Here is a 22,439-nt window from a genome sequence, read left to right on the forward strand (position 1 = left end):
GAACGTCCATGACCCTTACCCCTTCCACATTATCACGCTGGCTGGCGCTGACTCTGCTGGTGAAGATGTCACCCGTGCTGGCCGAACCGTGGGCAGAGAAAATCTATAACCCCAAGCCGGATAGCGAAGATATTATTTTGCCCATGCCCTGTGAAGGCTCCATGGTTTTCCGTCAGGTAGAAATCCCGGTCTCAGGTCCTCTGGATGATATGCCGATCACCTTAGGAGAAGATGGCGGAGAATGGGGTTTTGTTGAACACAGTTATCCAACCTTCATCGCCGGTAGCTTTACCGAAAGCAAAAAAAACAAAGGTCGTTACTATTTGATGGCCAAATATGAACTGACAGCATTGCAATACCAGGCATTAACCAGCGGTACCTGTCCCACGCCATCACGTAAGTTAAGCATCGCAGAAACCAATATCAGTTGGTTCGATGCAGTAAATTTTGCCGATAAATATAACCAGTGGTTACGCACGAATGCTCTCGACAAATTACCGAAAGAGGATGGCAACCCTGGATTTTTACGTCTGCCCACTGAAGTAGAATGGGAATTTGCAGCACGCGGCGGCCTCAAGGTAAACAGTGCGGAATTCCGTGATTCCCACTATCCGATGGATGACATGAAAAATTACGAGTGGTATTCCGGGTCGCAGTCCTCTAACGGCAAAGTACAGCTCATTGGGCTGTTGAACCCTAACCCCCTCGGCCTACACGATATGCTGGGTAACGTCTCTGAGATGATGTTCACCCCATTTTATCTCAATAAAATCAACAGACTTCACGGCCAGGCTGGTGGTTTTGTGGTTCGCGGAGGCAGCGTCATCTCGAATGAATCAGAGATCCGTAGCGCGACCCGTAAAGAAATTAACTACTACGATGAAGCCCATCCTTTCACCAGCAAAACCACCGGCCTGCGTCTGGTACTGGTCTCTCCGACCATTACATCAACAGACCGAGTGAAACAGCTGGAGAAAAATTGGGCTGCTCTCGGCGCAGATAAACCAGGTATAGATAAGAGCAAAGAAGTCCCCACAGACACCGCAAAAGCGCTGGGAAGCCTGGCATCAGGCATTGAAGACACAGAGCTGAAAAAGAAACTGAAGGATCTGGAAAATCAGCTCCGCGCCAGTAATCAGCAACAACAGGAAGAACGGGCACAATCGATCCGCGCCAGCCTTAACCTCGGTTCCTTCCTTTGCACAAAATTGCAGGATGATGGCCGCTTTCTTGACTTCCTCAATCACAACTATGAATTGCTGTGTAAGGATAAAGATGACAGTGATAAAAATTGCGCGATCCGAAAAACAAAACTTGGTGAGCAAACAGATCGCCTGCAACAGCTGACGAGTTACTACGCCAGTAGTCTGGTTGATTCAGCCACGCTTTATGGTCAGGAAGGTCTGAAACATGAAGTGATGGTTTTCGATCAAATGCTCACACTGAACAAACGTCTTGCAGGCCTTAAGCCATTCCTCGCCGCGCACTGGCAGAACCAGCAACAATATCTGGCAAACGGGAAAATTGATGCAACCAGATGGTTGGATACATGTAAGCAAATTAAAAGTGATCATTGATTTCATTCTGATTAAACGCACATGAATAAAAGGGGCGTACCCTGGCAGTTCGCCCCTTTAGTGACTAACAGAGTTCACAAGTTGGTTGATAACTCACCCTTTGGAAAAAGTCACTCCCAGGCCTGCTCAGATTTCGCGGCGTCAAACTGCGGCGGCGGCTTGCGGAAACGTCCGGTCAGGTAGGCGAGATACACCAACCCCACGCCAGCCCATACCAGTCCCAGCGTCAGCGATGTCACCTCCAGGTTCACCCACAGTACGGCAACGGTGGCGGCGCCGACCATTGGCAATACCAGGTAGTGCAACTTTTCCTGCCAGGTATGCTTACGTCCTTCACGACGCCAGAAGTGGTTAAACACGGACAAATTAACGAACGTAAAGGCCACCAGCGCGCCAAAGTTAATCAACGCCGTGGCGGTCACCAGGTCAAAAAACAGGGCCGAGAGTGCCACAATCCCGACCATAATGACGTTCAGCGCGGGTGTACGCCATTTCGGATGGACATAGCCGAAGTACTTCTCCGGGAAGACGTTATCGCGGCCCATCACGTACAGCAGACGCGAAACGCTGGCATGGGACGCCAGACCTGACGCCAGCGTATTCACAAAGGTCGTACACAAAAAAATAGACTGGAACAGTTTGCCGCCAACGTACAGCGCAATCTCCGGCAGCGCCGCGTCCGGGTCTTTAAATCGGCTAATATCTGGAAAAAACAGCTGCATAAAGAACGAGGCAGCAATGAAGATCAGTCCGCCGTAAAGCGCGGTAAGGAAAATTGCTTTTGGAATGGTACGCGCGGCATCCGGTGTCTCTTCAGAGAGCGTGGTTACCGCATCAAAACCTAGAAACGAGAAGCAGACGATGGTCGCCCCGGTGATAATCGGGATCAAATGCGCATTCTGGCTGATAAACGGTTGTAGCGACCAGACGGTCCCAACCCCTTCGCCTTTGTGCAGCCCCTGCACCACGAGAACAATGAACACCACGATTATCGCGACCTGCACCAGTACAAACAGCGCATTGAAGTTCGCCACCAGATTAACGCTTTTCAAATTGGCCGCGGTGAGGATCGCTACAAACATCACCACCCAAATCCATGGCGCAACGCCCGGGAACAGCGCGGAAAGGTAAATTTTCGCCAGCAGGACGTTAATCATCGGCAGGAACAGGTAATCAAGCAGTGACGACCAGCCGACCATAAACCCCACATGCGGGTTGATTGCTTTTTGCGCATAGGTGTAGGCAGAACCGGCTTGTGGAAACTGGCGTACCAGCTTTCCGTAACTGATGGCGGTAAACAGCACGCCCGCCAGGGCCAGCAGATAGGAGGCCGGAACATGGCCATTGCTGATTCCCGAAACAATACCAAAGGTGTCAAATACCGTCATCGGTGTGAGATAGGCCAGCCCCATCACCACCACCTGCCACAGCTTGAGGGATTTACGCAACTGTGCTTTGCCCGGCTGGGCCGCGAGATCCACAGAAGAATTAGTCGACATAGCTTTCCTCCCCGCCACGGGCCAAGATCTGCGTTCGAAACGTGGGTACAGCAGACCTGGGTCGTGTCGGGGTGGAAAGCCAAAAGAAAGGCGTCAATGTTGCACGGCACAGATGCGGTCCGTACTTACTGCGGGAGCCATGGATGCTCACGCGGGGCGGGTTTTTAAACATTGGCATCATCACATTTCCTCGTCACAAACTCTGTCGGTTATCTGAAGACCCGTTGTCGCAAGCCGCTCCATTACGCGACATCCGGGAAATGGCAGGTGATCCTGCAATATTGACGGGCTGGCTCCGCTCAGACCGCATGATGCGACTTCTTTTTTCAATGACTAAACAATGCGACAGGCCCGACAAACATTCCGCCGCCGGGCCACTTTCCTGTCAGGCGTTTTTCAGCATCCACTCAATTTCAGTGTCGGTAATCAGGCGTTCAAACTGGATCAGTTCATCGTGTTTACAGGCGTGATACACATGGCTAAAACGCTCCCCGAGCAACTCACGCAGACTGTCATTTTGCATGAACTCCCACAGCGCATCGCTCTGGCGGATCGGGAACGGTAGCCCTTCCTGCTCCAGGCCGTTGCCTTCCACCTCTTCCTGCAACGGCAGCTCGTTATCCAGCCCATGCAGGATCCCCGCCAGAATGGTCGACATCACCAGATACGGGTTGGCGTCAGCCCCCGCCACGCGATATTCAACCCGATGGTTATCACGATCGCCGCAGGGAATGCGCAGCGCCACCGTACGGTTGTTGTGCCCCCAGGAAGCCTGGGTCGGAACATACATCCCCGGCTGGAAGCGGCGATAAGAGTTCACATTCGGCGCCAGCAGCGCCATTGACGCGGGCATCAGATCAATCATCCCGGCAAGCGCACGTTTAAGTAACGCGGAATCATCGCCATTCGCATCGGCCAGCACGTTCTCGCCTTTATTATTCATAATGCTGATGTGGATATGCATTCCGCTACCGGCATGCTCCTCATAAGGTTTTGCCATAAACGTGGCATGCATCTTATGTTTCTCCGCCACCAGCCGTACCAGCCGTTTCAGCGCCAGCGCGTCGTCGCAGGCGTCGAGTACGTTATCGGTATGGTAGAGGTTGATTTCAAACTGCCCAGGGGAGGCTTCAGCCACCGCGCCGTCAGCCGGGATCAGCTGCAAACGGGCCAGTTCATCGATATCGTTTAGCACATCAGCAAAGTGGTTCAGGTTATCAACCGAGTAAACCTGACTTTGCGTATTCCGATCGTCCGTTCCCGGCGCGCACGGCGGCTGCAGATAACCTTCGGGATCGCGCTTACGATCGAGTAAATAGAACTCCAGCTCTACCGCTACGACGGGGAACAGACCGCGCTGGCGAAGTTTCTGCCAGAGTCGGTTAAGTACGTTCCGCGGCTCAACGTCAAAGGGAGCGCCATCTTCATCCAGCATCGTCAGCATCATCTGCGCAATACATTCCGGATCGGCGGCCGAAGGTGTTAACGTGCCAGGCACCGGGACACAGGTCCGATCCGGTTCGCCAAGCTCCTGGCCTAATCCCGCCTCTTCGACCACATTGCCAAGAATATCCATCGCGAAAACGGATGCCGGGAAATAGCAGCCTTTCTCTAACTTGTGTAACCCTGCAACGGGAATGCGTTTACCACGAAAGCAACCATTCAGGTCGGTTAACAGCACATCCACGAACTGCGTGTTGGGGTAGCGCTCCAGATACTGCTTAACTTCACGCGCAAACGCGCTACTTCGTCTCTCTTCAGAATGCTGAACAAAATTCTCAACTTCTACGATATTGGTTTCCATGATTCACCGCCGTTGGCCTGTAAGCTGTTCTGTGATTTGACTGTTAAATATAATGTCCACCCTTCGACTCTGGATGCAAACAAATTGTTTGTCAAATGTTAAATTAAGTTTGCTAGAAGGTTATTCCACTGCTAGATTGAGAAAATAATGAACGGAATGGCATAACAAGGAACCGTTTGGCAATAATTTATTCCAAAACGTGAGGTCGATCATGGGCAATATATTTGACAAGCCAGTTATTGGTGTAGTGATGTGTAGGAACAGGCTTAAGGGTCACGAGACCCAGACTCTGCAAGAAAAGTACCTGAATGCAGTATTGAACGCCGGTGGATTACCGATAGCGATTCCCCATGCGCTTGCGGAACCCGAATTACTGAACGCGCTGTTACCGAAACTGGATGGTATCTTCCTGCCAGGAAGCCCAAGCAATGTGCAGCCGCACCTTTATGGTGAAAATGGCGATGAGTCTGACGCCGATCCCGGGCGTGATCTTCTGAGCATGGCGCTAATTACCGCCGGGCTCGAAAGGCGCATTCCCATTTTCGCCATCTGCCGGGGCTTACAGGAATTAGTTGTCGCCACTGGCGGGACTCTGTATCGTCGCCTGTGCGATCACTCACAGTTCCTGGAACATCGTGAAGATGCGGAACTCCCGGTGGAGCAGCAATATGCGCCATCTCATGAAGTCCAGGTTCAACAGGGAGGATTGCTATCTCAGCTAATACCAGGTTGCAGCACGTTTTGGGTTAACTCCTTGCATGGTCAGGGCGCAAAAACCCTTGGCCCGCAACTGCGCGTGGAAGCACGCTCGCAGGATGGATTAGTGGAAGCAGCCAGCGTTCACGACCATCCTTTCGCGCTCGGCGTGCAATGGCACCCGGAATGGAACAGTAGCGAATACGCCCTGTCGCGTTTGTTACTTGAAGGTTTTATCACCGCTTGTCAGAACCACCTCGCTGAAAAACAGCGACTCTGACCACTACAGTTAAGGAAATGCAATTATGAGCGATGACGGCCTGGCGCCGGGTAAACGTTTGTCAGAGATCCGCCAGCAATTGGGTCTTTCACAGCGTCGTGCCGCCGAACTGTCTGGGTTAACGCATAGCGCCATCAGCACCATAGAGCAGGATAAAGTCAGTCCTGCCATCAGTACGCTGCAGAAGCTATTGAAAGTTTATGGGCTGTCGCTCTCCGAGTTCTTCGCGGAACCGGAAAAGCCTGACGAACCGCAGGTGGTTATCAATCAGGATGATTTGATTGAGATCGGGAGTCAGGGAGTATCCATGAAGCTGGTACACAACGGAAATCCGAATCGTACGCTGGCCATGATGTTTGAAACCTATCAGCCAGGTACGACAACCGGGGAGAGAATTAAACACCAGGGTGAAGAGATTGGGACAATACTTGAAGGTGAAGTGATACTGACCATCAACGGTCAAACGTATCATCTTGTTGCAGGGCAAAGTTATGCCATTAACACCGGTATACCACACAGCTTCAGCAACACCTCGGCAGGGATCTGCCGCATCATCAGTGCCCACACTCCTACCACTTTCTAATAAGTAGCGGCCTGAGTTTCTCAGGCCTTCTTAAATAACGCGCATTAACAGGGTACATCCCTGGGGCATCGTGCAGCCTGATTTTGCCTGAAAAGATCAGCAACGAACTTTATCTTATTGATATAAAAGGAGTAGCTATGAACTTTCAGAATCTTAAATATTGGCGTGAAAAAGCCAGCCATTATTCGCCGGAGACCCGTTTATTTATTAACGGCGAATATTGCGCAGCCGCCGATAACGAAACCTTTATTACGCAGGATCCGGCAGGACAACGTCCGCTCGCCAAAGTCGCCCGCGGCAAAAAAGCGGATGTAGACCGCGCGGTCACCGCAGCCCGCACCGTGTTTGAACGCGGAGACTGGTCGCAAGCATCACCCGCAGAGCGCAAGGCAGTCCTGCACAAGTTCGCCGATTTAATGGAGCAGCATCACGAGGAGCTGGCGCTACTGGAAACGCTCGACACCGGTAAACCGATTCGCCATAGCCTGCGTGATGATATTCCAGGCGCGGCACGCGCCATCCGTTGGTACGCCGAAGCAATAGATAAAGTCTATGGCGAAGTGGCCACCACCTCGGTGAACGATCTGGCGCTGATTGTGCGCGAGCCGGTGGGCGTCATTGCGGCCATCGTGCCGTGGAATTTTCCCCTGCTGCTGGCCTGCTGGAAACTTGGCCCGGCACTGGCTGCAGGCAACAGCGTGATCCTCAAACCTTCAGAAAAATCACCGCTGACCGCCATTCGCCTTGCTGCGTTGGCAAAAAAAGCAGGTTTGCCAGATGGCGTTCTCAGCGTGGTGAGCGGATATGGCCACGAAGCGGGCCAGGCGTTGTCGCAGCATCCGGATGTTGATGTGATCACCTTTACCGGCTCGACCCGCACCGGCAAGCAACTGCTCAAAGACGCTGGCGACAGCAATATGAAACGCGTCTGGCTGGAGGCTGGTGGTAAAAGTGCCAACATCGTTTTTGCCGACTGCCCGGATCTGCCGAAAGCCGCCGCCAATGCTGCAGCAGGCATCTTCTATAACCAGGGTCAGGTCTGTATCGCCGGTACGCGTCTGTTACTGGAAGAGAGTATTGCCGACGAGTTCATCGCCCTGCTGAAAGAGCAGGCGAAAAACTGGCAGCCGGGCAACCCGCTGGATCCGGAAACCACGATGGGCACGCTTATCGACAACGCGCATGCCGACACCGTGCATGGTTTTATTCGCGACGGTGAAGCGCAAGGCACGCTGGCGCTGGATGGTCGCAGCCATGTACACCCAGCGGCTATCGGCCCGACTATTTTTGTCGATACAGCCCCGCAAGCCCACGTCAGCCGCGATGAGATTTTCGGCCCGGTACTGGTCGTCACCCGTTTTAGCAGCGAAGCCGAAGCCCTGGCGCTGGCCAACGACAGTGACTACGGCCTGGGGGCCGCGGTCTGGACCCGCGATCTGTCGCGCGCCCACCGCATGAGTCGTCGCCTGAAGGCCGGTTCGGTCTTCGTTAATAACTACAACGACGGTGATATGACTGTGCCGTTCGGCGGTTATAAGCAAAGCGGCAACGGGCGCGATAAGTCCCTGCATGCGCTGGAAAAATTTAGCGAACTGAAAACCATTTGGATCTCCCTGGAGCCTTAATCATGACTGAACATACCAGCAGTTATTACGCCGCAAGCGCCAATCAGTACGAACCGTTTCCCACCCTTAGCGAGTCGGTTAGCTGTGATGTTTGCGTCGTGGGCGGTGGATATACCGGTCTCTCCTCCGCCCTGCACTTAGCGGAGATGGGTTACGACGTAGTGCTACTGGAATCCGCGCGTATCGGCTTTGGGGCCAGCGGACGTAACGGCGGTCAGTTGGTGAACTCCTACAGTCGCGATATCGACGTCATCGAGCGCACCTATGGCCCGGACGCCGCCAAAATGCTTGGCAGCATGATGTTTGAAGGCGGTAATATCATCCGCGAACGTATCAAGCGTTATCAGATCGAATGCGACTATCGCCCCGGCGGACTGTTTGTGGCGCTGAACCACAAGCAGATGGAAACGCTGGAAGAGCAGAAGTCGAACTGGGAACGCTACGGCAACACGCAGCTTGAACTGTTAGACAGCAGCGAAATTCGTCGCGAAGTCAGCAGCGATCGTTATGTCGGCGCGCTGCTCGACCACAGCGGTGGTCATATTCATCCGCTGAACCTGGCGATTGGCGAAGCTAACGCCATTCGTCTGAACGGCGGGCGCGTCTTCGAACAGTCGCCGGTCACCCGTATCCAGCACACCAGCCCGGCGGTGGTCAGCACCGAAAAAGGTCAGGTTACGGCCCGCTTTGTGATCGTCGCGGGCAACGCCTACCTCGGCGACAAACTCGAGCCTGCGCTGGCAAAAAGCAGCATGCCATGCGGCACACAGGTGTTAACCACCGAACCGTTGTCTGCGGAGATGGCACGCTCGCTGATTCCAAAAAACTACTGTGTAGAAGATTGTAACTATTTGCTGGATTACTAACGTCTGACCGGCGATAACCGCCTGTTGTACGGCGGCGGCGTGGTCTACGGCGCCCGCGATCCAGACGATATTGAACGTCTGGTAATGCCGAAACTGCTGAAAACCTTCCCGCAATTGCAGGGGGTAAAAATTGATTACCGCTGGACCGGTAATTTCCTGTTAACGCTATCTCGCATGCCGCAGTTCGGCCGTCTTGATACCAACATTTACTATATGCAGGGCTACAGCGGCCACGGCGTGACCTGTACCCACCTGGCAGGACGTCTGATTTCTGAACTGCTGCGCGGGGATGCCGAGCGCTTTGACGCTTTCGCCAAACTGCCGCACTACCCGTTCCCGGGGGGGCGCAGCCTGCGCATTCCGTTTACCGCCATGGGGGCGGCATATTACAGCTTACGCGATCGCCTTGGGGTTTAAGTTCTTCCGCAATAAACCCGACGCACAGGGCGGTCTCCCCTGTGCGTTTTTTTATTCCCGGACAGTGAAAAACAGGTAACGGGCACGAAAATATCGCAATAGGACATAACCCTACACTTTGCATTGTTTCTCCCTGCTGATCGGATAGGCTTTTTTAGATTATCGCTGGCGACGTGGCCAGAACTCAACGGGGGAAGAAACGCGTGTTATGAATACGAATAACGAGGAGACCTTTTATCAGGCGATGCGCCGCAAAGGGGTGAGTCGACGCAGTTTTCTCAAATATTGCAGCCTCGCAGCAACATCGCTTGGGCTGGGAGCCGCAATGACGCCCAGAATAGCCTGGGCGCTGGAAAACAAACCCCGGATCCCGGTCGTCTGGATCCACGGGCTGGAATGCACCTGTTGCACCGAATCATTTATCCGCTCCTCTCACCCACTCGCCAAAGACGTCATCCTCTCCCTGATTTCTCTTGATTACGACGACACCCTGATGGCCGCCGCCGGAACGCAGGCCGAAGAGGTATTTGAAGACATTCTGAGCCGCTACCACGGCCGATACATTCTGGCCGTCGAGGGCAATCCTCCGCTGGGTGAACAAGGAATGTTCTGCATCAGCGGCGGGCGACCGTTTATTGAAAAGCTAAAAAGAGCCGCGGCAGGCGCCAGCGCGATTATCGCCTGGGGAACCTGTGCCTCCTGGGGCTGCGTGCAGGCCGCCCGGCCTAATCCAACCCAGGCAACGCCGATCGATAAGGTGATCACCGATAAACCAATCGTGAAAGTGCCCGGCTGCCCGCCGATTCCGGATGTGATGAGCGCCATCATTACCTATATGGTGACGTTTGATCGTCTGCCTGAACTCGATCGTTTGGGGCGTCCGCTGATGTTCTATGGTCAGCGTATTCACGACAAATGCTACCGCCGCGCCCACTTTGACGCCGGGGAGTTCGTTGAGAGTTGGGACGATGACGCTGCCCGAAAAGGCTATTGCCTGTACAAAATGGGCTGCAAAGGGCCTACCACTTATAACGCCTGCTCCACCACCCGCTGGAATGGCGGCGTTTCTTTCCCCATCCAGTCCGGTCATGGGTGTCTGGGATGTTCAGAGAACGGCTTCTGGGATCGCGGTTCGTTCTACAGCCGCGTGGTGGATATCCCGCAGATGGGGACGCATTCAACCGCCGATACCGTGGGCCTCACCGCGCTTGGCGTGGTGGCCGCCAGCGTCGGTGTCCACGCAGTCGCCAGCGCCGTCAATCAACATAACCGCCACAAACAGCAATTAGCCGACGCCGGACAACAGTCGCCAGACAATGAGGATAAACAGGCATGAGCAATTCGTATCAAACCCAGGGATATACGGTCAATAATGCCGGCCGGCGCCTGGTTGTCGACCCCATTACGCGCATTGAAGGCCATATGCGTTGTGAGGTGAACATTGATGAGCAGAACATCATCACCAACGCGGTGTCCTGCGGCACCATGTTCCGTGGACTGGAAATTATTCTGCAAGGGCGCGACCCGCGCGATGCCTGGGCGTTTGTCGAACGAATTTGCGGGGTGTGCACTGGCGTACATGCGCTCGCATCGGTCTATGCCATTGAAGATGCCATTGGCATCAAGGTGCCCGACAACGCCAACATCATTCGCAATATTATGCTGGCGACGCTGTGGTGCCACGACCACCTGGTCCACTTTTACCAGCTAGCCGGAATGGACTGGATTGACGTTCTGAATGCCCTTAAAGCCGACCCACGCGCAACATCACAGTTGGCACAAAGCCTTTCAGCCTGGCCGATGTCCTCCCCGGGCTACTTCTTTGACGTACAAAACCGCCTGAAGAAATTTGTCGACGGCGGTCAGTTGGGGATTTTCCGCAACGGTTATTGGGGACATCCGCAGTACAAACTGTCGCCAGAGGCTAACCTGATGGGCTTTGCCCATTATCTGGAAGCGCTCGATTTTCAGCGCGAGATTATCAAAATCCATACGGTGTTTGGCGGCAAGAATCCGCATCCTAACTGGATTGTCGGCGGCATGCCATGCGCTATCAATATCGATCAGAGCGGCGCGGTTGGCGCGGTCGATATGGAACGCCTTAACCTGGTACAGTCGATCATCACCCGCACCGCCGACTTCATCAACAACGTCATGGTTCCTGACGCGCTGGCTATCGGCCAGTTCAACAAACCCTGGAGCCAGATTGGCACCGGGCTGTCTGATAAGTGCGTCTTAAGCTACGGCGCGTTCCCGGATATTGCCAACGACTTCAGCGCGAAGAGCCTGTTGATGCCTGGCGGCGCGGTCATTAACGGTGATTTTAACAACGTCATGCCGGTGGATCTGGCCGATCAGCAGCAAATTCAGGAGTTTGTCGATCATGCCTGGTACCGTTATCCGGACGATCAATTAGGTCGTCACCCGTTCGAGGGGATTACTGAACCCTGGTACAACCCCGGCGATGTCAAAGGCAGCGATACCGATATCCAGCAGCTCAACGAACAGGAACGCTACTCGTGGATTAAAGCCCCGCGCTGGCGCGGACACGCCATGGAAGTTGGACCGTTGGCGCGTACGCTGATTGCCTATCACAAAGGGGATGCCGCCACGATTGAATCCGTCGATCGCATGATGTCCGCACTCAAACTGCCGCTGTCGGGTATGCAGTCGACGCTGGGGCGTATTTTGTGCCGCGCGCACGAGGCGCAGTGGGCCGTGAGCAAGCTGCAATATTTCTTCGACAAGCTGATGACCAACCTGAAAAACGGCAATCTGGCTACGGCGAATACCGAAAAATGGGAGCCTGCAAGCTGGCCGCAGCAGTGCCGTGGGATCGGTTTTACCGAGGCGCCGCGCGGAGCACTCGGTCACTGGGCGTCGATTCGCGACCAGAAGATCGACGTGTATCAGTGCGTAGTGCCGACCACCTGGAATGCCAGCCCGCGCGATCCGAAGGGGCAAATTGGCGCCTACGAGGCGGCGTTGATGGGCACCCAAATGGCGATACCGGATCAACCACTGGAGATCCTGCGCACCTTGCACAGCTTCGACCCCTGCCTGGCATGTTCAACCCACGTCCTCGGCGACGACGGCAGCGAACTTATCGCAGTCCAGGTTCGCTAAGCGTTAAGGAACGGAACGATGACTGGAAAGATATCCCCACGCGTCGGGGAGGCGCGTGATACCGCCGTCAGCCACTATGTGTTTGAAGCGCCCGTACGCTTGTGGCACTGGCTGACAGTGGGCTGCATGTTGGTTTTGATGGTAACCGGATACTTCATTGGCCGACCACTGCCGTCGGTCAACGGCGAGGCCACTTACCTGTTCTACATGGGCGACATCCGGTTAGTGCATTTCGCCGCAGCCATGGTGTTTACGGTGATACTGCTGGGTCGCATTTACTGGGCCTTCGTCGGCAATCGCTATTCACGCGAGCTGTTTATCGTGCCTGTCTGGCGTCGCAGTTGGTGGCAGGGTGCCTTTTCGGTGGTGCGCTGGTATCTGTTTCTGGAAAAAAAACCGGGAGAAGATATCGGCCATAACCCCGTCGCGCAGGCGGCGATGTTCGGTTATTTCCTGCTCTCAGTTTTTATGATCCTCACCGGTTTTGCCTTATACAGCGAGCATAGCCAGTACGCCATTTTTACCCCCTTCCGCTATGTGACGGAGTTTTTCTACTGGACCGGCGGTAACTCTCTCGATATCCACAGCTGGCATCGGTTGGGGATGTGGTTCATCGCAGCCTTCATCATCGGTCATGTGTATATGGCTATCCGCGAGGACATCATGTCTGACGATACCGTCATCTCAACCATGATCAACGGCTACCGTAGCCACAAATTTGCCAAACGCCAGCGCGATAAGGAGGCGTCATGAGCGAACCTAACGTCATCGTGATGGGCTTAGGCAACCTGCTGTGGGCAGATGAAGGATTTGGCATTCGCGTTGCCGAACGCCTGTACGCCCACTATCACTGGCCGGAATGGGTAGAGATTGTCGACGGCGGCACGCAAGGGCTGAATCTGCTGGGCTACGTTGAGCAGGCCAGCCATTTGTTGCTGCTGGACGCCATCGACTACGGACTCACGCCAGGCACTTTGCAATCCTACGCCGGTGAACAAGTCCCCAGTTACCTCAGCGCCAAAAAAATGAGTCTGCATCAGAACAGCTTCTCCGAAGTGCTTGCTCTGGCGGAGATTCGCGGTCATCTGCCCGCCCACATCGCCCTCGTAGGACTACAGCCGGTGCAGCTGGACGACTATGGCGGCAGCCTGACCGACATCGCGCGCGCTCAGCTCCCGGCGGCAGAACAAGCCGCGCTAAGGCAACTGGCCGCGTGGGGCATCGCGCCACAGACAATCGATGAAACGCGTTGCCTGAACTATGAATGCCTGTCGCTGGAAAACTATGAAGGCGTGCGTATTCGCCAGTATCGTGTAACGCTGGAGAGATAAGCAACATGTTGAATGACAAACCATTTTCTGCGCTATGGCAACGCATGCTGGCGCGCGGCTGGCAACCGCTGACCGCATCTGAACTGGATGACTGGGTAACGCGTGTGCGTGATGGCGTGGTGCTGCTCAGTAGCGATCCCCGCCGCACGCCAGAAGTCAGCGATAACCCGGTAATGATTGCCGAGTTGCTTCGCGAGTTTCCCCAGTTTGACTGGCAAATCGCTATGGCGGATCTCGAGCACAGCGAGGCTATCGGCGATCGTTTTGGCGTATTCCGCTTCCCGGCCACGCTGGTATTTATCCACGGCGAGCTGCGCGGCATTCTCAGCGGCATCCACCCGTGGGCCGACCTGCTCAACCTGATGCCCCCCCTCGTTGAAGAACACATCCCCCGGAGCCTGCAAGATGAGTGATACCTTTTTTCATCTGCTGGGACCGGGAACCCAGCCGGGCGATGACAGCTTCAGCATGAATCCCTTGCCCCTCACCTGCCAGGTCAACAGCAGCCCCAGCATGGCGAGGCTGGAAAACTGTCCGCACAGCCCGGCGGTGATGGCATTGTTAGCCGACGTGCGCCACCAGCTAAGCCAGAAAATTCCCGCAAAACAGGACGTGCTGGGATGGGATTTATCCACGCTCAACGCAGACGACCTCACGTTTTTGAATACGCTGCTCGGCGAAGGCGAAGTTTCCGTGCGTATCCAGCAGGCTGACGGCAGGGCGAGCGAGATTCAGGAGTCTATTTTCTGCGGAATCTGGCGGGTGCGTTGCCAGAATGACTTGGGTCAATGGGAGGAGCATCTGGAGGCAGGCAGTGCGCCACGGGCGCTGTGGCAGGCAGCAACAATCACGACGCTGCCAGACGATAGCCTGTTGCCTCCGCCCGTCGATGGGTTGATGAATGGCCTGACGCTGGCTCAGGAACTGCTGGCGCACGTGCGCGATCCGGCCACACAACCTCATAGCATTAACCTCACCCAACTCCCGGTTAGTGATGCGGATCGCCAGTTCCTCTCCCGCCTGTGTGGCGAAGGGAGTATTCAGATCCGTACCATCGGCTACGGCGAGAGCCAAATCGACGCCACGGCGCTGCGCCATGTCTGGCATCTGCGCTGTCTGGATACCCTGAAAGGGCTTCTGCTCGAGAGTTATGAGATCTGTCCATTACCGGAACTGGTACTGGCTGCTCCAGAGGATCTGCTCGACTCGCTCCAGCGCCTGGATGAAGTCTGTAGCTGGCTGGCATCCGGCCCGCCGGCCTGATCCCTTCTCCCGACCCGCATACTTTTCTGCTGCGGGTCTGGCGTTTTCTTCCTTATCTATTCACTCTCTAATGCCTGATGGAGTTCGCATGTGGGACGTCATTGACTTATCGCGCTGGCAGTTTGCGCTGACCGCGCTGTACCATTTTCTGTTTGTTCCCCTGACGCTGGGGCTGATTTTTTTGCTGGCCATCATGGAAACCCTGTTCGTGGTGACGGGCAAAACAGTCTACCGCGACATGACGCGTTTCTGGGGAAAGTTATTCGGTATTAACTTTGCGCTCGGTGTGGCGACCGGCCTGACCATGGAGTTTCAGTTCGGGACTAACTGGTCGCTCTATTCCAACTATGTGGGCGATATTTTCGGTGCTCCGCTGGCGATGGAAGCCTTGATGGCTTTCTTTCTTGAATCCACATTCGTGGGGCTGTTCTTCTTCGGCTGGCAGCACTTAAACAAGTACCAGCATTTATTGGTGACCTGGCTGGTAGCGTTTGGCTCCAATATCTCGGCCCTGTGGATCCTCAACGCCAACGGCTGGATGCAATATCCAACAGGCGCTCACTTTAATATTGATACCCTGCGCATGGAGATGAGCAGCTTTAGCGAGCTGGTTTTTAACCCCATCAGCCAGGTGAAATTTGTGCATACCGTGATGTCCGGTTATGTCACAGGCGCCATGTTTGTGATGTCCATCAGCGCCTGGTATCTGCTGCGTGGTCGCGCTCGCGAGTTCGCCCTGCGCTCCTTCGCGGTAGGTTCCGTCTTTGGCACACTGGCTATCCTCGGCACTGTGCAACTGGGAGATAGCTCAGCCTATGAGGTCGCCCAACGCCAACCGGTAAAACTGGCGGCAATGGAAGGGGAATGGCAAACCGAACCGGCACCTGCGCCCTTTCATGTGATAGCCTGGCCGCAGCAGGAGCAAGAGCGTAACGCCTTTTCCGTGAAGATACCGGCCCTGCTGGGTATCCTGGCGACTCACTCTTTAGATACGCCAGTTCCGGGGCTGAAGAACCTGATGGCAGACGCGCTACCCCGCCTGCAGCGGGGCCGGGAAGCATGGTTGCTGATGCAGGAAATCGCCAAAGGTAACCGCACGCCTCAGCTACTGCACGCTTTTCACGCCGTGGAAAAAGATCTGGGTTACGGCATCCTGTTGGCCAACTACGCCCCTGACATGAACCATGTCACGCCAGCGCAATATCAGGCCGCACAACGCGGCGCTATTCCGCAAGTCGCCCCCGTGTTCTGGAGCTTTCGCATCATGATTGGATGCGGTTCCCTTCTGCTGCTGGTGATGGCGATTGCGCTGATACAGACCTTACGCTGGCGTATCGACCAGCATCGCTGGGTACTGCACATAACGCTGTGGAGCCTGCCGCTACCGTGGATTGCCATTGAAGCAGGCTGGTTTATGACGGAGTTTGGCCGCCAGCCGTGGGCGATTCAGGATATTTTGCCGACCTGGTACGCCCACTCTGCGCTGAGCGCGGGCCAACTGGCCTTCTCCATGGGGCTAATCCTCACACTTTACACCCTGTTTTTAATTGCCGAAGTCTACCTGATGCAAAAATACGCGCGTCTTGGTCCAGATGCGATGCAACGTCAACAACCGGCACAACAACAGGAATAAAGGAGAGCATCATGTTGGATTATGAAACGTTGCGGCTCATTTGGTGGCTGCTGATTGGCATTATTCTGGTGGCCTTTATGGTCACTGACGGGTTTGATATGGGGGTCGGCTGCCTGTTACCGCTGATCGCGCACAACGATGATGAACGTCGGGTGTTAATCAATAGCGTAGGGGCGCACTGGGAAGGTAACCAGGTGTGGCTCATTCTGGCGGGCGGCGCATTATTCGCAGCCTGGCCGCGCGTCTATGCTGCCGCATTTTCGGGGTTTTATGTGGCGATGATTCTGGTGCTGTGCGCCCTTTTCTTTCGTCCGTTGGCCTTTGATTATCGCGGTAAAATAGCGAATGCACGCTGGCGCGCCATGTGGGACACCGGGTTGGTTATCGGCAGCCTGGTGCCACCGGTTATCTTCGGCGTCGCCTTCGGCAATCTGTTCCTGGGGGTGCCTTTTGTGTTCACACCACAATTACACGTGCAATATCTGGGCACTTTCTGGGATTTGCTCTCTCCTTTTGCCCTACTGTGCGGCGCATTAAGCCTGATGTTGGTCATTATGCAGGGGGGCGTTTGGCTCCAGTTGAAAACCGACGGCCTTCTTCACCTGCGCGCGCTGTCTGCCACCCGCCGCAGCGCGATGTTAGTGGTGCTCTGCTTCCTGTTAGCCGGGTACTGGCTGTGGACGGGGATCGACGGCTATGTGCTGCTTAGCCAGGATCCTAATGGTCCGTCCAACCCGCTATTAAAGGCAGTAACGACCGCACCGGGGGCGTGGATGGCGCACTTTGAAAATTCACCACTACTGTTGGTTATTCCGCTGTTGGGCATGATTTTTCCAATGCTCGCGATCTATGCCTGCGGGCAACGTCGGGCCGTGTGGGGATTTCTGTTTGCTTCATTGACCCAGACCTGCGTGATCTTCACCGCTGGAATCACCCTGTTTCCATTTGTGATGCCATCCAGCGCATATCCACTCTCTAGCCTGACGGTGTGGGACAGTACCTCCAGCCAGATGACGCTCAGTATCATGCTGGTTATCGTGCTGATTTTCCTACCGATAGTTCTGCTTTATACCTTGTGGAGTTATTACAAGATGCTGGGACGAATCAACGTAGAAACTATCCGCCGCCACAACCACGAACTTTATTAGGGAGGACTGTACGATGTGGTATCTGTTTTGGTTTGTCGGCATTCTGCTGATGTGCACGCTCTCCACGATGGCGCTGGTCTGGCTTGAGTCACGGCAGAAATAGCCCTGCTCGTGCGTTACGCTTCCTGGCTCCCTTGTTTATTCGGGGAATCTTTATTCGTTCACACAAAAGCAGCATGGCTGTACCCAACCCCTGGTTAGCACCAAGCTTATCTATAAACCGCAGAGTGGTGCTGCAATGGAAGGGTTCGAAGAGCGGAAAGGAAACGAGAGGTTATAGAATGCTAAACAAGTACGCGAGAAGAAAATCAGAGAGTTTTACTGAAGAGACTGGATTATAACTGCTTGAGAGATAATAGGAACATAACAAACCCTACATAACCATTGATAAATATACATATTTCTTTGTTTCATCTTTACAAATGCCCCCTTTTGTGCCCCCATCTTGTTTTTCATGGGACTCAATGAATCTTTCATCGAGTCGCCAATCTCACTAATTTCTTCACAGACTGTGCAAACCTTCTAGGCTCCTGGAGCCCTCCTCACTGCCGCGATCGGCTAAGAACAATATTACTTACTTCCCGATACGAACAACTGTTCATTAATCCGCATGCTCTCCTGGCATGAAGGATATCTGTCACGGTCAAATATGGCGCTTGTTCCTGTGAGGTAAATCCTGTGCGATCGAGACGTACTAACTCATACTTTTCCACCAGAAAGTTAACGGCATTAGCCAGAGTGATACCGGCATCGATATGTTCCTGTATAACGGTTTCATTACAGAACGGCGTATCGTTCAGGGTCAGGCCATAGCTGCCAAATTTACGAAGACCAAAGAAGAAGATGGGCAGGACTACAGGCCTTGGCCGCGCAACATGCGTGACTACCTTTCTCGAGAGATGAAGAACGAATATGGTTTACGCTACTTCATTTTGGATGAGGCTCAGCTCAAGACGGAGAGAGCCGGTGCGACCAGCACGCCTAAAGAGTTTATCGGTGATACTGAGCGCTCTGGGCACACCATAATCAACTCGCTTATTAAAGTAGATTTTCTTAGCGCGCAGCGCCATCTGAGCGATGGGAACGCTCAGGCCAGAACAGAAGACCTCTCGAAACGACTGAGCCGGTTTTACACTCGAAATCAGAAACAACGAGAAGATAATCACAGTGCTTTGAGAGCACTTGCCCTCTCTGAAGAAGAACTAACCAAACACTTTGCCGATGTATTCAGCGACACCTTTAAGTCGCTACGTAAACTTGGCTATCCGGGATTAGCAAACCCTGCACTCGAGATTCGAGCAGCACTCAATTTGGGACGCCTCATGGGCGACCAACAGGCGAAAGTACACTATCTTCTGGAAGAGGCGACTGCTGAAGTTGAAGCTCTTGCACTCCCTGATAGCTATAACGGGCTTGGCTTCAAGAACCTTATTTACATGGGCGTTGAACTACTAGATCTTCACTCGGCTTGGTCCACCACGGAGGAAGGTGAGGAGGAGAAGCGACAGCCGATCCACCTAGTATTCATCGAGGAGCCAGAGGCGCACATGCACGCCCAGCTCCAACAGGCATTTGTTCGTAAACTTACAGATTTGATCTCCCCCATGGGGGATAACGGCTTTATGACACAATTTGTGATCTCGACACACTCACCGCACATCCTTTATGAGCGGGGTTTCCAGCCCATTCGTTACTTCAGGCGCTCATCGGAAAGTGGTTCGAAGCAAAGCTCAACCGTATTCAATCTGTCGATTTTCTACGATAATAACGAGCCAGATCGAGATTTCCTCCAGCGCTATATGAAATTGACTCATTGCGACCTCTTTTTCGCAGATGCGGCCATTCTGGTTGAAGGAAACGTTGAGCGCCTCCTCCTCCCACTGATGATTGCACGAGGCTCCAAGAGGCTCAGCTCTTCCTATTTAAGTATTCTTGAAGTGGGTGGAGCTTTCGCCTTCCGCTTCCGTAAACTGATCGAGTTTCTCGGACTGCCTACACTGATCGTGACTGACCTTGACAGTGTGTATCCAGCATTACCTAAGAAAGACAATACCGCTACAGCTGAAGACAGCGCGACCGTCGAAGCGACGGAGGACTCTGATTATGAAGATGATCAAAGCGAAGACGAAGATGAAGACGAAGACAATGGGGGTCAAGATTCCGATGGTGTGAAGAAACCTAAACCAAGGTCAAAATGCCCCGCTAGCACCCCTGGAGCGATTTCTGCGAACCAGACCTTGTGTCAATGGCTTCCTGGCAAGTCATTGGTCGAAGAACTGCTAGCTGCATCAATAGAGGAGAAACTTCAGCAACCTACGGATGATGGTGGCGCACATGTGATGGTTACATATCAGTGTCCAATAAATGCCACATGGGGAACGGAAACACTCGAGCTTAAAAGCCGCACGCTTGAGGAAGCCTTCGCTTATGAGAATCTCGCATGGTGTCAAAAAAAGGACAACCGAGATGTTGGGCTACGCTGGTCCAAATCATCCACGATGTCACTTGAAACTCTTGCATCCAAAATCCACAAACGGGTTAAAGGCGAAGGTTTCAAGAAGACGAACTTCGCACTTGGGCTTCTTGCCAGCAGCGATAAAGACTGGCTTGTTCCAACCTATATCCTAGAGGGGTTAAATTGGCTAGCAACGCATGTCACTGTCGGTGATACCGAACCTGTAGATGCTATGCTTGAACATTCTCCTGATGCAGCTCTTACAGCTGTTGAGGAAAAAAATGACTAATCGAGCAGACAAACCGGATACACCGGCTGATATTGAACTTCGGGCTCTTCTCGACGATGATGCTACTACTGGATTTGTCATGGTTGCTGGTGCGGGGTCAGGGAAAACCACATCGATTGTCAAGGCACTAGATCACCTTCGTAAAACACGGGGGCTCTTTCTTCGTCAACGGGCAAAGAAGATTGCTTGTATTACTTACACAGAGGTCGCTGTTGGCGAGATATGGGGAGACGTCGGAAACGATCCTCTTTTTCATGTTTCAACCATTCACAGCTTTCTCTGGGCAGTTCTAAAACCTTTTCAGACGGACATTGCAAACTGGGTCGACCTACGGCTTGATCAAAAAATTACTGACACCGAAGCAAAAATCACTGCATTCTCAAGTCGCACACATCAAAAGACGCGGATTCAGGCTGATGCTGATATTGAGCGCTTCCGTAAGCAGAAATTGGAGGTCAGCAACGTTGTACGTTTTACCTACGGCGTTGGTAGTAATTACTCAAAAGGGATCTTGGGACATAACGATATAATTAGTTTATCCACTGAACTAATTCGCACTTCTCCTCTCATTGCTAAGGTCGTCGGACAGAAATTCCCATTCCTTTTCGTTGATGAAAGCCAAGACACGTCTCCTGATATAGTCACGGCGTTCAAAACAATTTCAGAAGTGCTAGGTTCTAAGTTCTGCTTAGGGTTTATAGGCGACCCAATGCAGAAAATTTACACTGCTGGTGCAGGTGCGATCGAACCGCTCACAGGATGGAGCAATATAGGGAAACCAGAAAATTTTCGGTGCCCTTCAGCGGTTCTAAACGTCATCAATAATATCAGGGCTGGTGGTGACGATCTGGTCCAAACCGGCGGAAAAACTGAATTCATTGATGGTGAAGGGAGAAAGCCCGTTCAGGGTACAGCAAAACTTCTCATTGTTCCCAAGGATGACCGAAGCAGTCGTTTAAGCGCTGCACGCCAATGGCTATCCGAAAAACATGCGGACCCTCTCTGGCTGAGCGACGAACCTGAAGCCGACGTAAAAGTATTAGTGATTGCTCACCGTATGGCCGCTAATCGTTTAGGCTTTGGCTGTATCTATGAGGCCTTCCACGACAAAACATCAGAAGTAATGAAGAGTTGTTTTGATGATGGCTCACATTGGTCTATGCAACCATTTTTGAAACTTCTAATGCCACTTGTTATCGCAAAAGAAATTGGTAATCAGTTTGAGGTAATGAATCTATTACGTCGGTTCGCACCTTCACTTCAACGTCAGCATGTTCGCACGAACGCATTACCATCAATCCTAAAGGACTTGGACATGCGTGTTAACGAAATGACCTCCTCGTGTGGTCCCTCCTCTACAGTTGTTGCTTACGAGGCCTTGACACATCTTCGGGATGGAGGGATGTACAAGTTGGATGATCGCCTTCTAACGGCTATGAACGAGTACAATTCATCCGGTTCACCGACTGAACATGGGGATGAAGCAACTTTGGGGCTATCGAACCTACATTGAGGAACTATCCCCCTTCGAGACTCATCAGGGTGTTAAGGGTGCTGAGTTTAGCCGCGTATTAATAGTTCTCGATGATGAGGAAGGCCGTCATAACCAGTTCTGTTATGGGAAACTCTTCGGTATTACGCCATTATCTGATACTGATGAAGACAATCGGAGTGGGGGGAAAGAGAGCATTCTAGACCGTACACGGCGCTTGCTGTACGTTTGCTGTTCTCGTGCAGGTAAGGATTTGGCAGTGGTTTTCTTCGCGGATGATCCAGTTACTGCGCATGCTGCTATAACAGGTCTTGGGTTGTTCCCGAACGAAGATGTACATAATCTGATGAGCTAG

At 53.3% G+C, this 22,439-nt stretch carries 19 protein-coding genes and 1 pseudogene; 17 read left to right on the plus strand and 3 right to left on the minus strand.

All coding sequences use genetic code 11. From position 1 onward, the window contains the following. Window positions 1-8 precede the first annotated feature (8 nt). The gene (locus HV314_RS19455; protein ID WP_046276300.1) at window positions 9-1,577 is read left to right on the plus strand and encodes a formylglycine-generating enzyme family protein; all 1,569 of its coding nucleotides are present in this window, start codon (window positions 9-11) and stop codon (window positions 1,575-1,577) included. A 110-nt stretch (window positions 1,578-1,687) separates the two neighbouring features. Here the strand turns inward: HV314_RS19455 and HV314_RS19460 are convergent, their stop codons facing one another. Next, window positions 1,688-3,076 carry an APC family permease gene (locus HV314_RS19460; RefSeq protein WP_016151916.1) on the minus strand — a complete coding sequence of 463 codons (1,389 nt, stop codon included), beginning with the start codon at window positions 3,074-3,076 and terminating at the stop codon, window positions 1,688-1,690. Window positions 3,077-3,461: 385 nt separating this feature from the next. Further along, window positions 3,462-4,880, minus strand: a complete 1,419-nt coding sequence (locus tag HV314_RS19465; protein ID WP_046276299.1) for a glutamine synthetase family protein — start codon at window positions 4,878-4,880, stop codon at window positions 3,462-3,464. Between the two features lie 211 nt (window positions 4,881-5,091). Here HV314_RS19465 and puuD point away from each other — a divergent pair, with 211 nt between their 5' ends. The 13 genes and pseudogenes from puuD to cbdX all read left to right on the plus strand — a co-directional run bounded on the left by puuD (window position 5,092) and on the right by cbdX (window position 17,951). Further along, window positions 5,092-5,856, plus strand: coding sequence for a gamma-glutamyl-gamma-aminobutyrate hydrolase (gene puuD, locus HV314_RS19470; protein ID WP_016151914.1), 765 nt, complete (start codon window positions 5,092-5,094; stop codon window positions 5,854-5,856). Between the two features lie 25 nt (window positions 5,857-5,881). Further along, on the plus strand, window positions 5,882-6,439 hold the full coding sequence (gene puuR, locus HV314_RS19475) for an HTH-type transcriptional regulator PuuR (RefSeq protein WP_016151913.1): 558 nt from the start codon (window positions 5,882-5,884) through the stop codon (window positions 6,437-6,439). Window positions 6,440-6,576: 137 nt separating this feature from the next. After that, the gene (gene puuC / locus HV314_RS19480) at window positions 6,577-8,064 is read left to right on the plus strand and encodes an aldehyde dehydrogenase PuuC (protein WP_181546486.1); all 1,488 of its coding nucleotides are present in this window, start codon (window positions 6,577-6,579) and stop codon (window positions 8,062-8,064) included. 2 nt (window positions 8,065-8,066) lie between these two features. Next, a pseudogene (locus HV314_RS19485) lies at window positions 8,067-9,347 on the plus strand (NAD(P)/FAD-dependent oxidoreductase). A gap of 208 nt (window positions 9,348-9,555) precedes the next feature. Then, window positions 9,556-10,683 (plus strand): hydrogenase 1 small subunit, encoded by a 1,128-nt coding sequence (gene hyaA, locus HV314_RS19490; RefSeq protein WP_046276297.1) that lies wholly within the window; start codon window positions 9,556-9,558, stop codon window positions 10,681-10,683. Beyond that, window positions 10,680-12,473, plus strand: a complete 1,794-nt coding sequence (gene hyaB / locus HV314_RS19495; RefSeq protein WP_016155782.1) for a Ni/Fe-hydrogenase large subunit — start codon at window positions 10,680-10,682, stop codon at window positions 12,471-12,473. The genes hyaA and hyaB overlap by 4 nt, the downstream gene beginning before the upstream one ends. Before the next feature lie 18 nt (window positions 12,474-12,491). Beyond that, complete coding sequence (gene hyaC, locus HV314_RS19500; protein WP_016155781.1) at window positions 12,492-13,226, plus strand: Ni/Fe-hydrogenase b-type cytochrome subunit; 735 nt, start codon at window positions 12,492-12,494, stop codon at window positions 13,224-13,226. Further along, entirely contained in the window at window positions 13,223-13,804 is a 582-nt protein-coding gene (gene hyaD / locus HV314_RS19505; RefSeq protein ID WP_047357642.1) for a hydrogenase 1 maturation protease, read from the plus strand. The genes hyaC and hyaD overlap by 4 nt, the downstream gene beginning before the upstream one ends. A gap of 5 nt (window positions 13,805-13,809) precedes the next feature. Next, complete coding sequence (hyaE, locus tag HV314_RS19510; RefSeq protein ID WP_181546488.1) at window positions 13,810-14,217, plus strand: hydrogenase-1 operon protein HyaE; 408 nt, start codon at window positions 13,810-13,812, stop codon at window positions 14,215-14,217. Further along, the gene (locus tag HV314_RS19515) at window positions 14,210-15,067 is read left to right on the plus strand and encodes a hydrogenase expression/formation protein (RefSeq protein WP_181546490.1); all 858 of its coding nucleotides are present in this window, start codon (window positions 14,210-14,212) and stop codon (window positions 15,065-15,067) included. Before hyaE ends, HV314_RS19515 begins: the two co-directional genes overlap by 8 nt. An 88-nt stretch (window positions 15,068-15,155) precedes the next feature. Next, window positions 15,156-16,700 (plus strand): cytochrome bd-II oxidase subunit 1, encoded by a 1,545-nt coding sequence (gene appC / locus HV314_RS19520; RefSeq protein WP_181546492.1) that lies wholly within the window; start codon window positions 15,156-15,158, stop codon window positions 16,698-16,700. A gap of 11 nt (window positions 16,701-16,711) precedes the next feature. Then, the gene (gene appB, locus HV314_RS19525; protein WP_181546494.1) at window positions 16,712-17,848 is read left to right on the plus strand and encodes a cytochrome d ubiquinol oxidase subunit II; all 1,137 of its coding nucleotides are present in this window, start codon (window positions 16,712-16,714) and stop codon (window positions 17,846-17,848) included. A gap of 13 nt (window positions 17,849-17,861) precedes the next feature. Beyond that, window positions 17,862-17,951, plus strand: coding sequence for a cytochrome bd-II oxidase subunit CbdX (gene cbdX / locus HV314_RS19530; RefSeq protein WP_181546496.1), 90 nt, complete (start codon window positions 17,862-17,864; stop codon window positions 17,949-17,951). 439 nt (window positions 17,952-18,390) lie between these two features. On the opposite strand, the gene HV314_RS19535 is transcribed toward cbdX, so the two are convergent. Next, window positions 18,391-18,699 carry a TA system toxin CbtA family protein gene (locus HV314_RS19535; RefSeq protein WP_423064585.1) on the minus strand — a complete coding sequence of 103 codons (309 nt, stop codon included), beginning with the start codon at window positions 18,697-18,699 and terminating at the stop codon, window positions 18,391-18,393. Here HV314_RS19535 and HV314_RS19540 point away from each other — a divergent pair. From HV314_RS19540 to HV314_RS27200, 3 genes are read left to right on the plus strand one after another with little or no spacing between them, the layout of a single operon-like run. Continuing rightward, window positions 18,604-20,592: an AAA family ATPase gene (locus HV314_RS19540; RefSeq protein ID WP_203457867.1), complete on the plus strand. Its 1,989-nt coding sequence runs from the start codon at window positions 18,604-18,606 to the stop codon at window positions 20,590-20,592. The two genes, HV314_RS19535 and HV314_RS19540, sit on opposite strands and share 96 nt — an antisense overlap. Continuing rightward, window positions 20,585-22,105, plus strand: a complete 1,521-nt coding sequence (locus HV314_RS19545; protein ID WP_203457866.1) for a UvrD-helicase domain-containing protein — start codon at window positions 20,585-20,587, stop codon at window positions 22,103-22,105. Before HV314_RS19540 ends, HV314_RS19545 begins: the two co-directional genes overlap by 8 nt. Then, window positions 22,071-22,439, plus strand: coding sequence for a hypothetical protein (locus HV314_RS27200; RefSeq protein WP_203457865.1), 369 nt, complete (start codon window positions 22,071-22,073; stop codon window positions 22,437-22,439). Before HV314_RS19545 ends, HV314_RS27200 begins: the two co-directional genes overlap by 35 nt.

Origin of the sequence: Citrobacter sp. RHBSTW-00887, assembly GCF_013728095.1 — a bacterium.
In the GTDB taxonomy this organism is placed as follows: domain Bacteria; phylum Pseudomonadota; class Gammaproteobacteria; order Enterobacterales; family Enterobacteriaceae; genus Citrobacter; species Citrobacter braakii.

Coding starts and splice junctions, on each gene's coding strand:
- puuR (WP_016151913.1), top strand. CDS start 5,882: ATGAGCGATGACGGCCTGGCGCCGGGTAAACGTTTGTCAGAGATCCGC.
- HV314_RS19465 (WP_046276299.1), bottom strand. CDS start 4,880: ATGGAAACCAATATCGTAGAAGTTGAGAATTTTGTTCAGCATTCTGAA.
- appC (WP_181546492.1), top strand. CDS start 15,156: ATGTGGGACGTCATTGACTTATCGCGCTGGCAGTTTGCGCTGACCGCG.
- HV314_RS19460 (WP_016151916.1), bottom strand. CDS start 3,076: ATGTCGACTAATTCTTCTGTGGATCTCGCGGCCCAGCCGGGCAAAGCA.
- cbdX (WP_181546496.1), top strand. CDS start 17,862: ATGTGGTATCTGTTTTGGTTTGTCGGCATTCTGCTGATGTGCACGCTC.
- hyaB (WP_016155782.1), top strand. CDS start 10,680: ATGAGCAATTCGTATCAAACCCAGGGATATACGGTCAATAATGCCGGC.
- appB (WP_181546494.1), top strand. CDS start 16,712: ATGTTGGATTATGAAACGTTGCGGCTCATTTGGTGGCTGCTGATTGGC.
- HV314_RS19540 (WP_203457867.1), top strand. CDS start 18,604: ATGTTCCTGTATAACGGTTTCATTACAGAACGGCGTATCGTTCAGGGT.
- hyaD (WP_047357642.1), top strand. CDS start 13,223: ATGAGCGAACCTAACGTCATCGTGATGGGCTTAGGCAACCTGCTGTGG.
- puuC (WP_181546486.1), top strand. CDS start 6,577: ATGAACTTTCAGAATCTTAAATATTGGCGTGAAAAAGCCAGCCATTAT.
- HV314_RS19545 (WP_203457866.1), top strand. CDS start 20,585: ATGACTAATCGAGCAGACAAACCGGATACACCGGCTGATATTGAACTT.
- puuD (WP_016151914.1), top strand. CDS start 5,092: ATGGGCAATATATTTGACAAGCCAGTTATTGGTGTAGTGATGTGTAGG.
- hyaE (WP_181546488.1), top strand. CDS start 13,810: ATGTTGAATGACAAACCATTTTCTGCGCTATGGCAACGCATGCTGGCG.
- HV314_RS27200 (WP_203457865.1), top strand. CDS start 22,071: ATGAAGCAACTTTGGGGCTATCGAACCTACATTGAGGAACTATCCCCC.
- hyaA (WP_046276297.1), top strand. CDS start 9,556: ATGAATACGAATAACGAGGAGACCTTTTATCAGGCGATGCGCCGCAAA.
- HV314_RS19455 (WP_046276300.1), top strand. CDS start 9: ATGACCCTTACCCCTTCCACATTATCACGCTGGCTGGCGCTGACTCTG.
- HV314_RS19515 (WP_181546490.1), top strand. CDS start 14,210: ATGAGTGATACCTTTTTTCATCTGCTGGGACCGGGAACCCAGCCGGGC.
- hyaC (WP_016155781.1), top strand. CDS start 12,492: ATGACTGGAAAGATATCCCCACGCGTCGGGGAGGCGCGTGATACCGCC.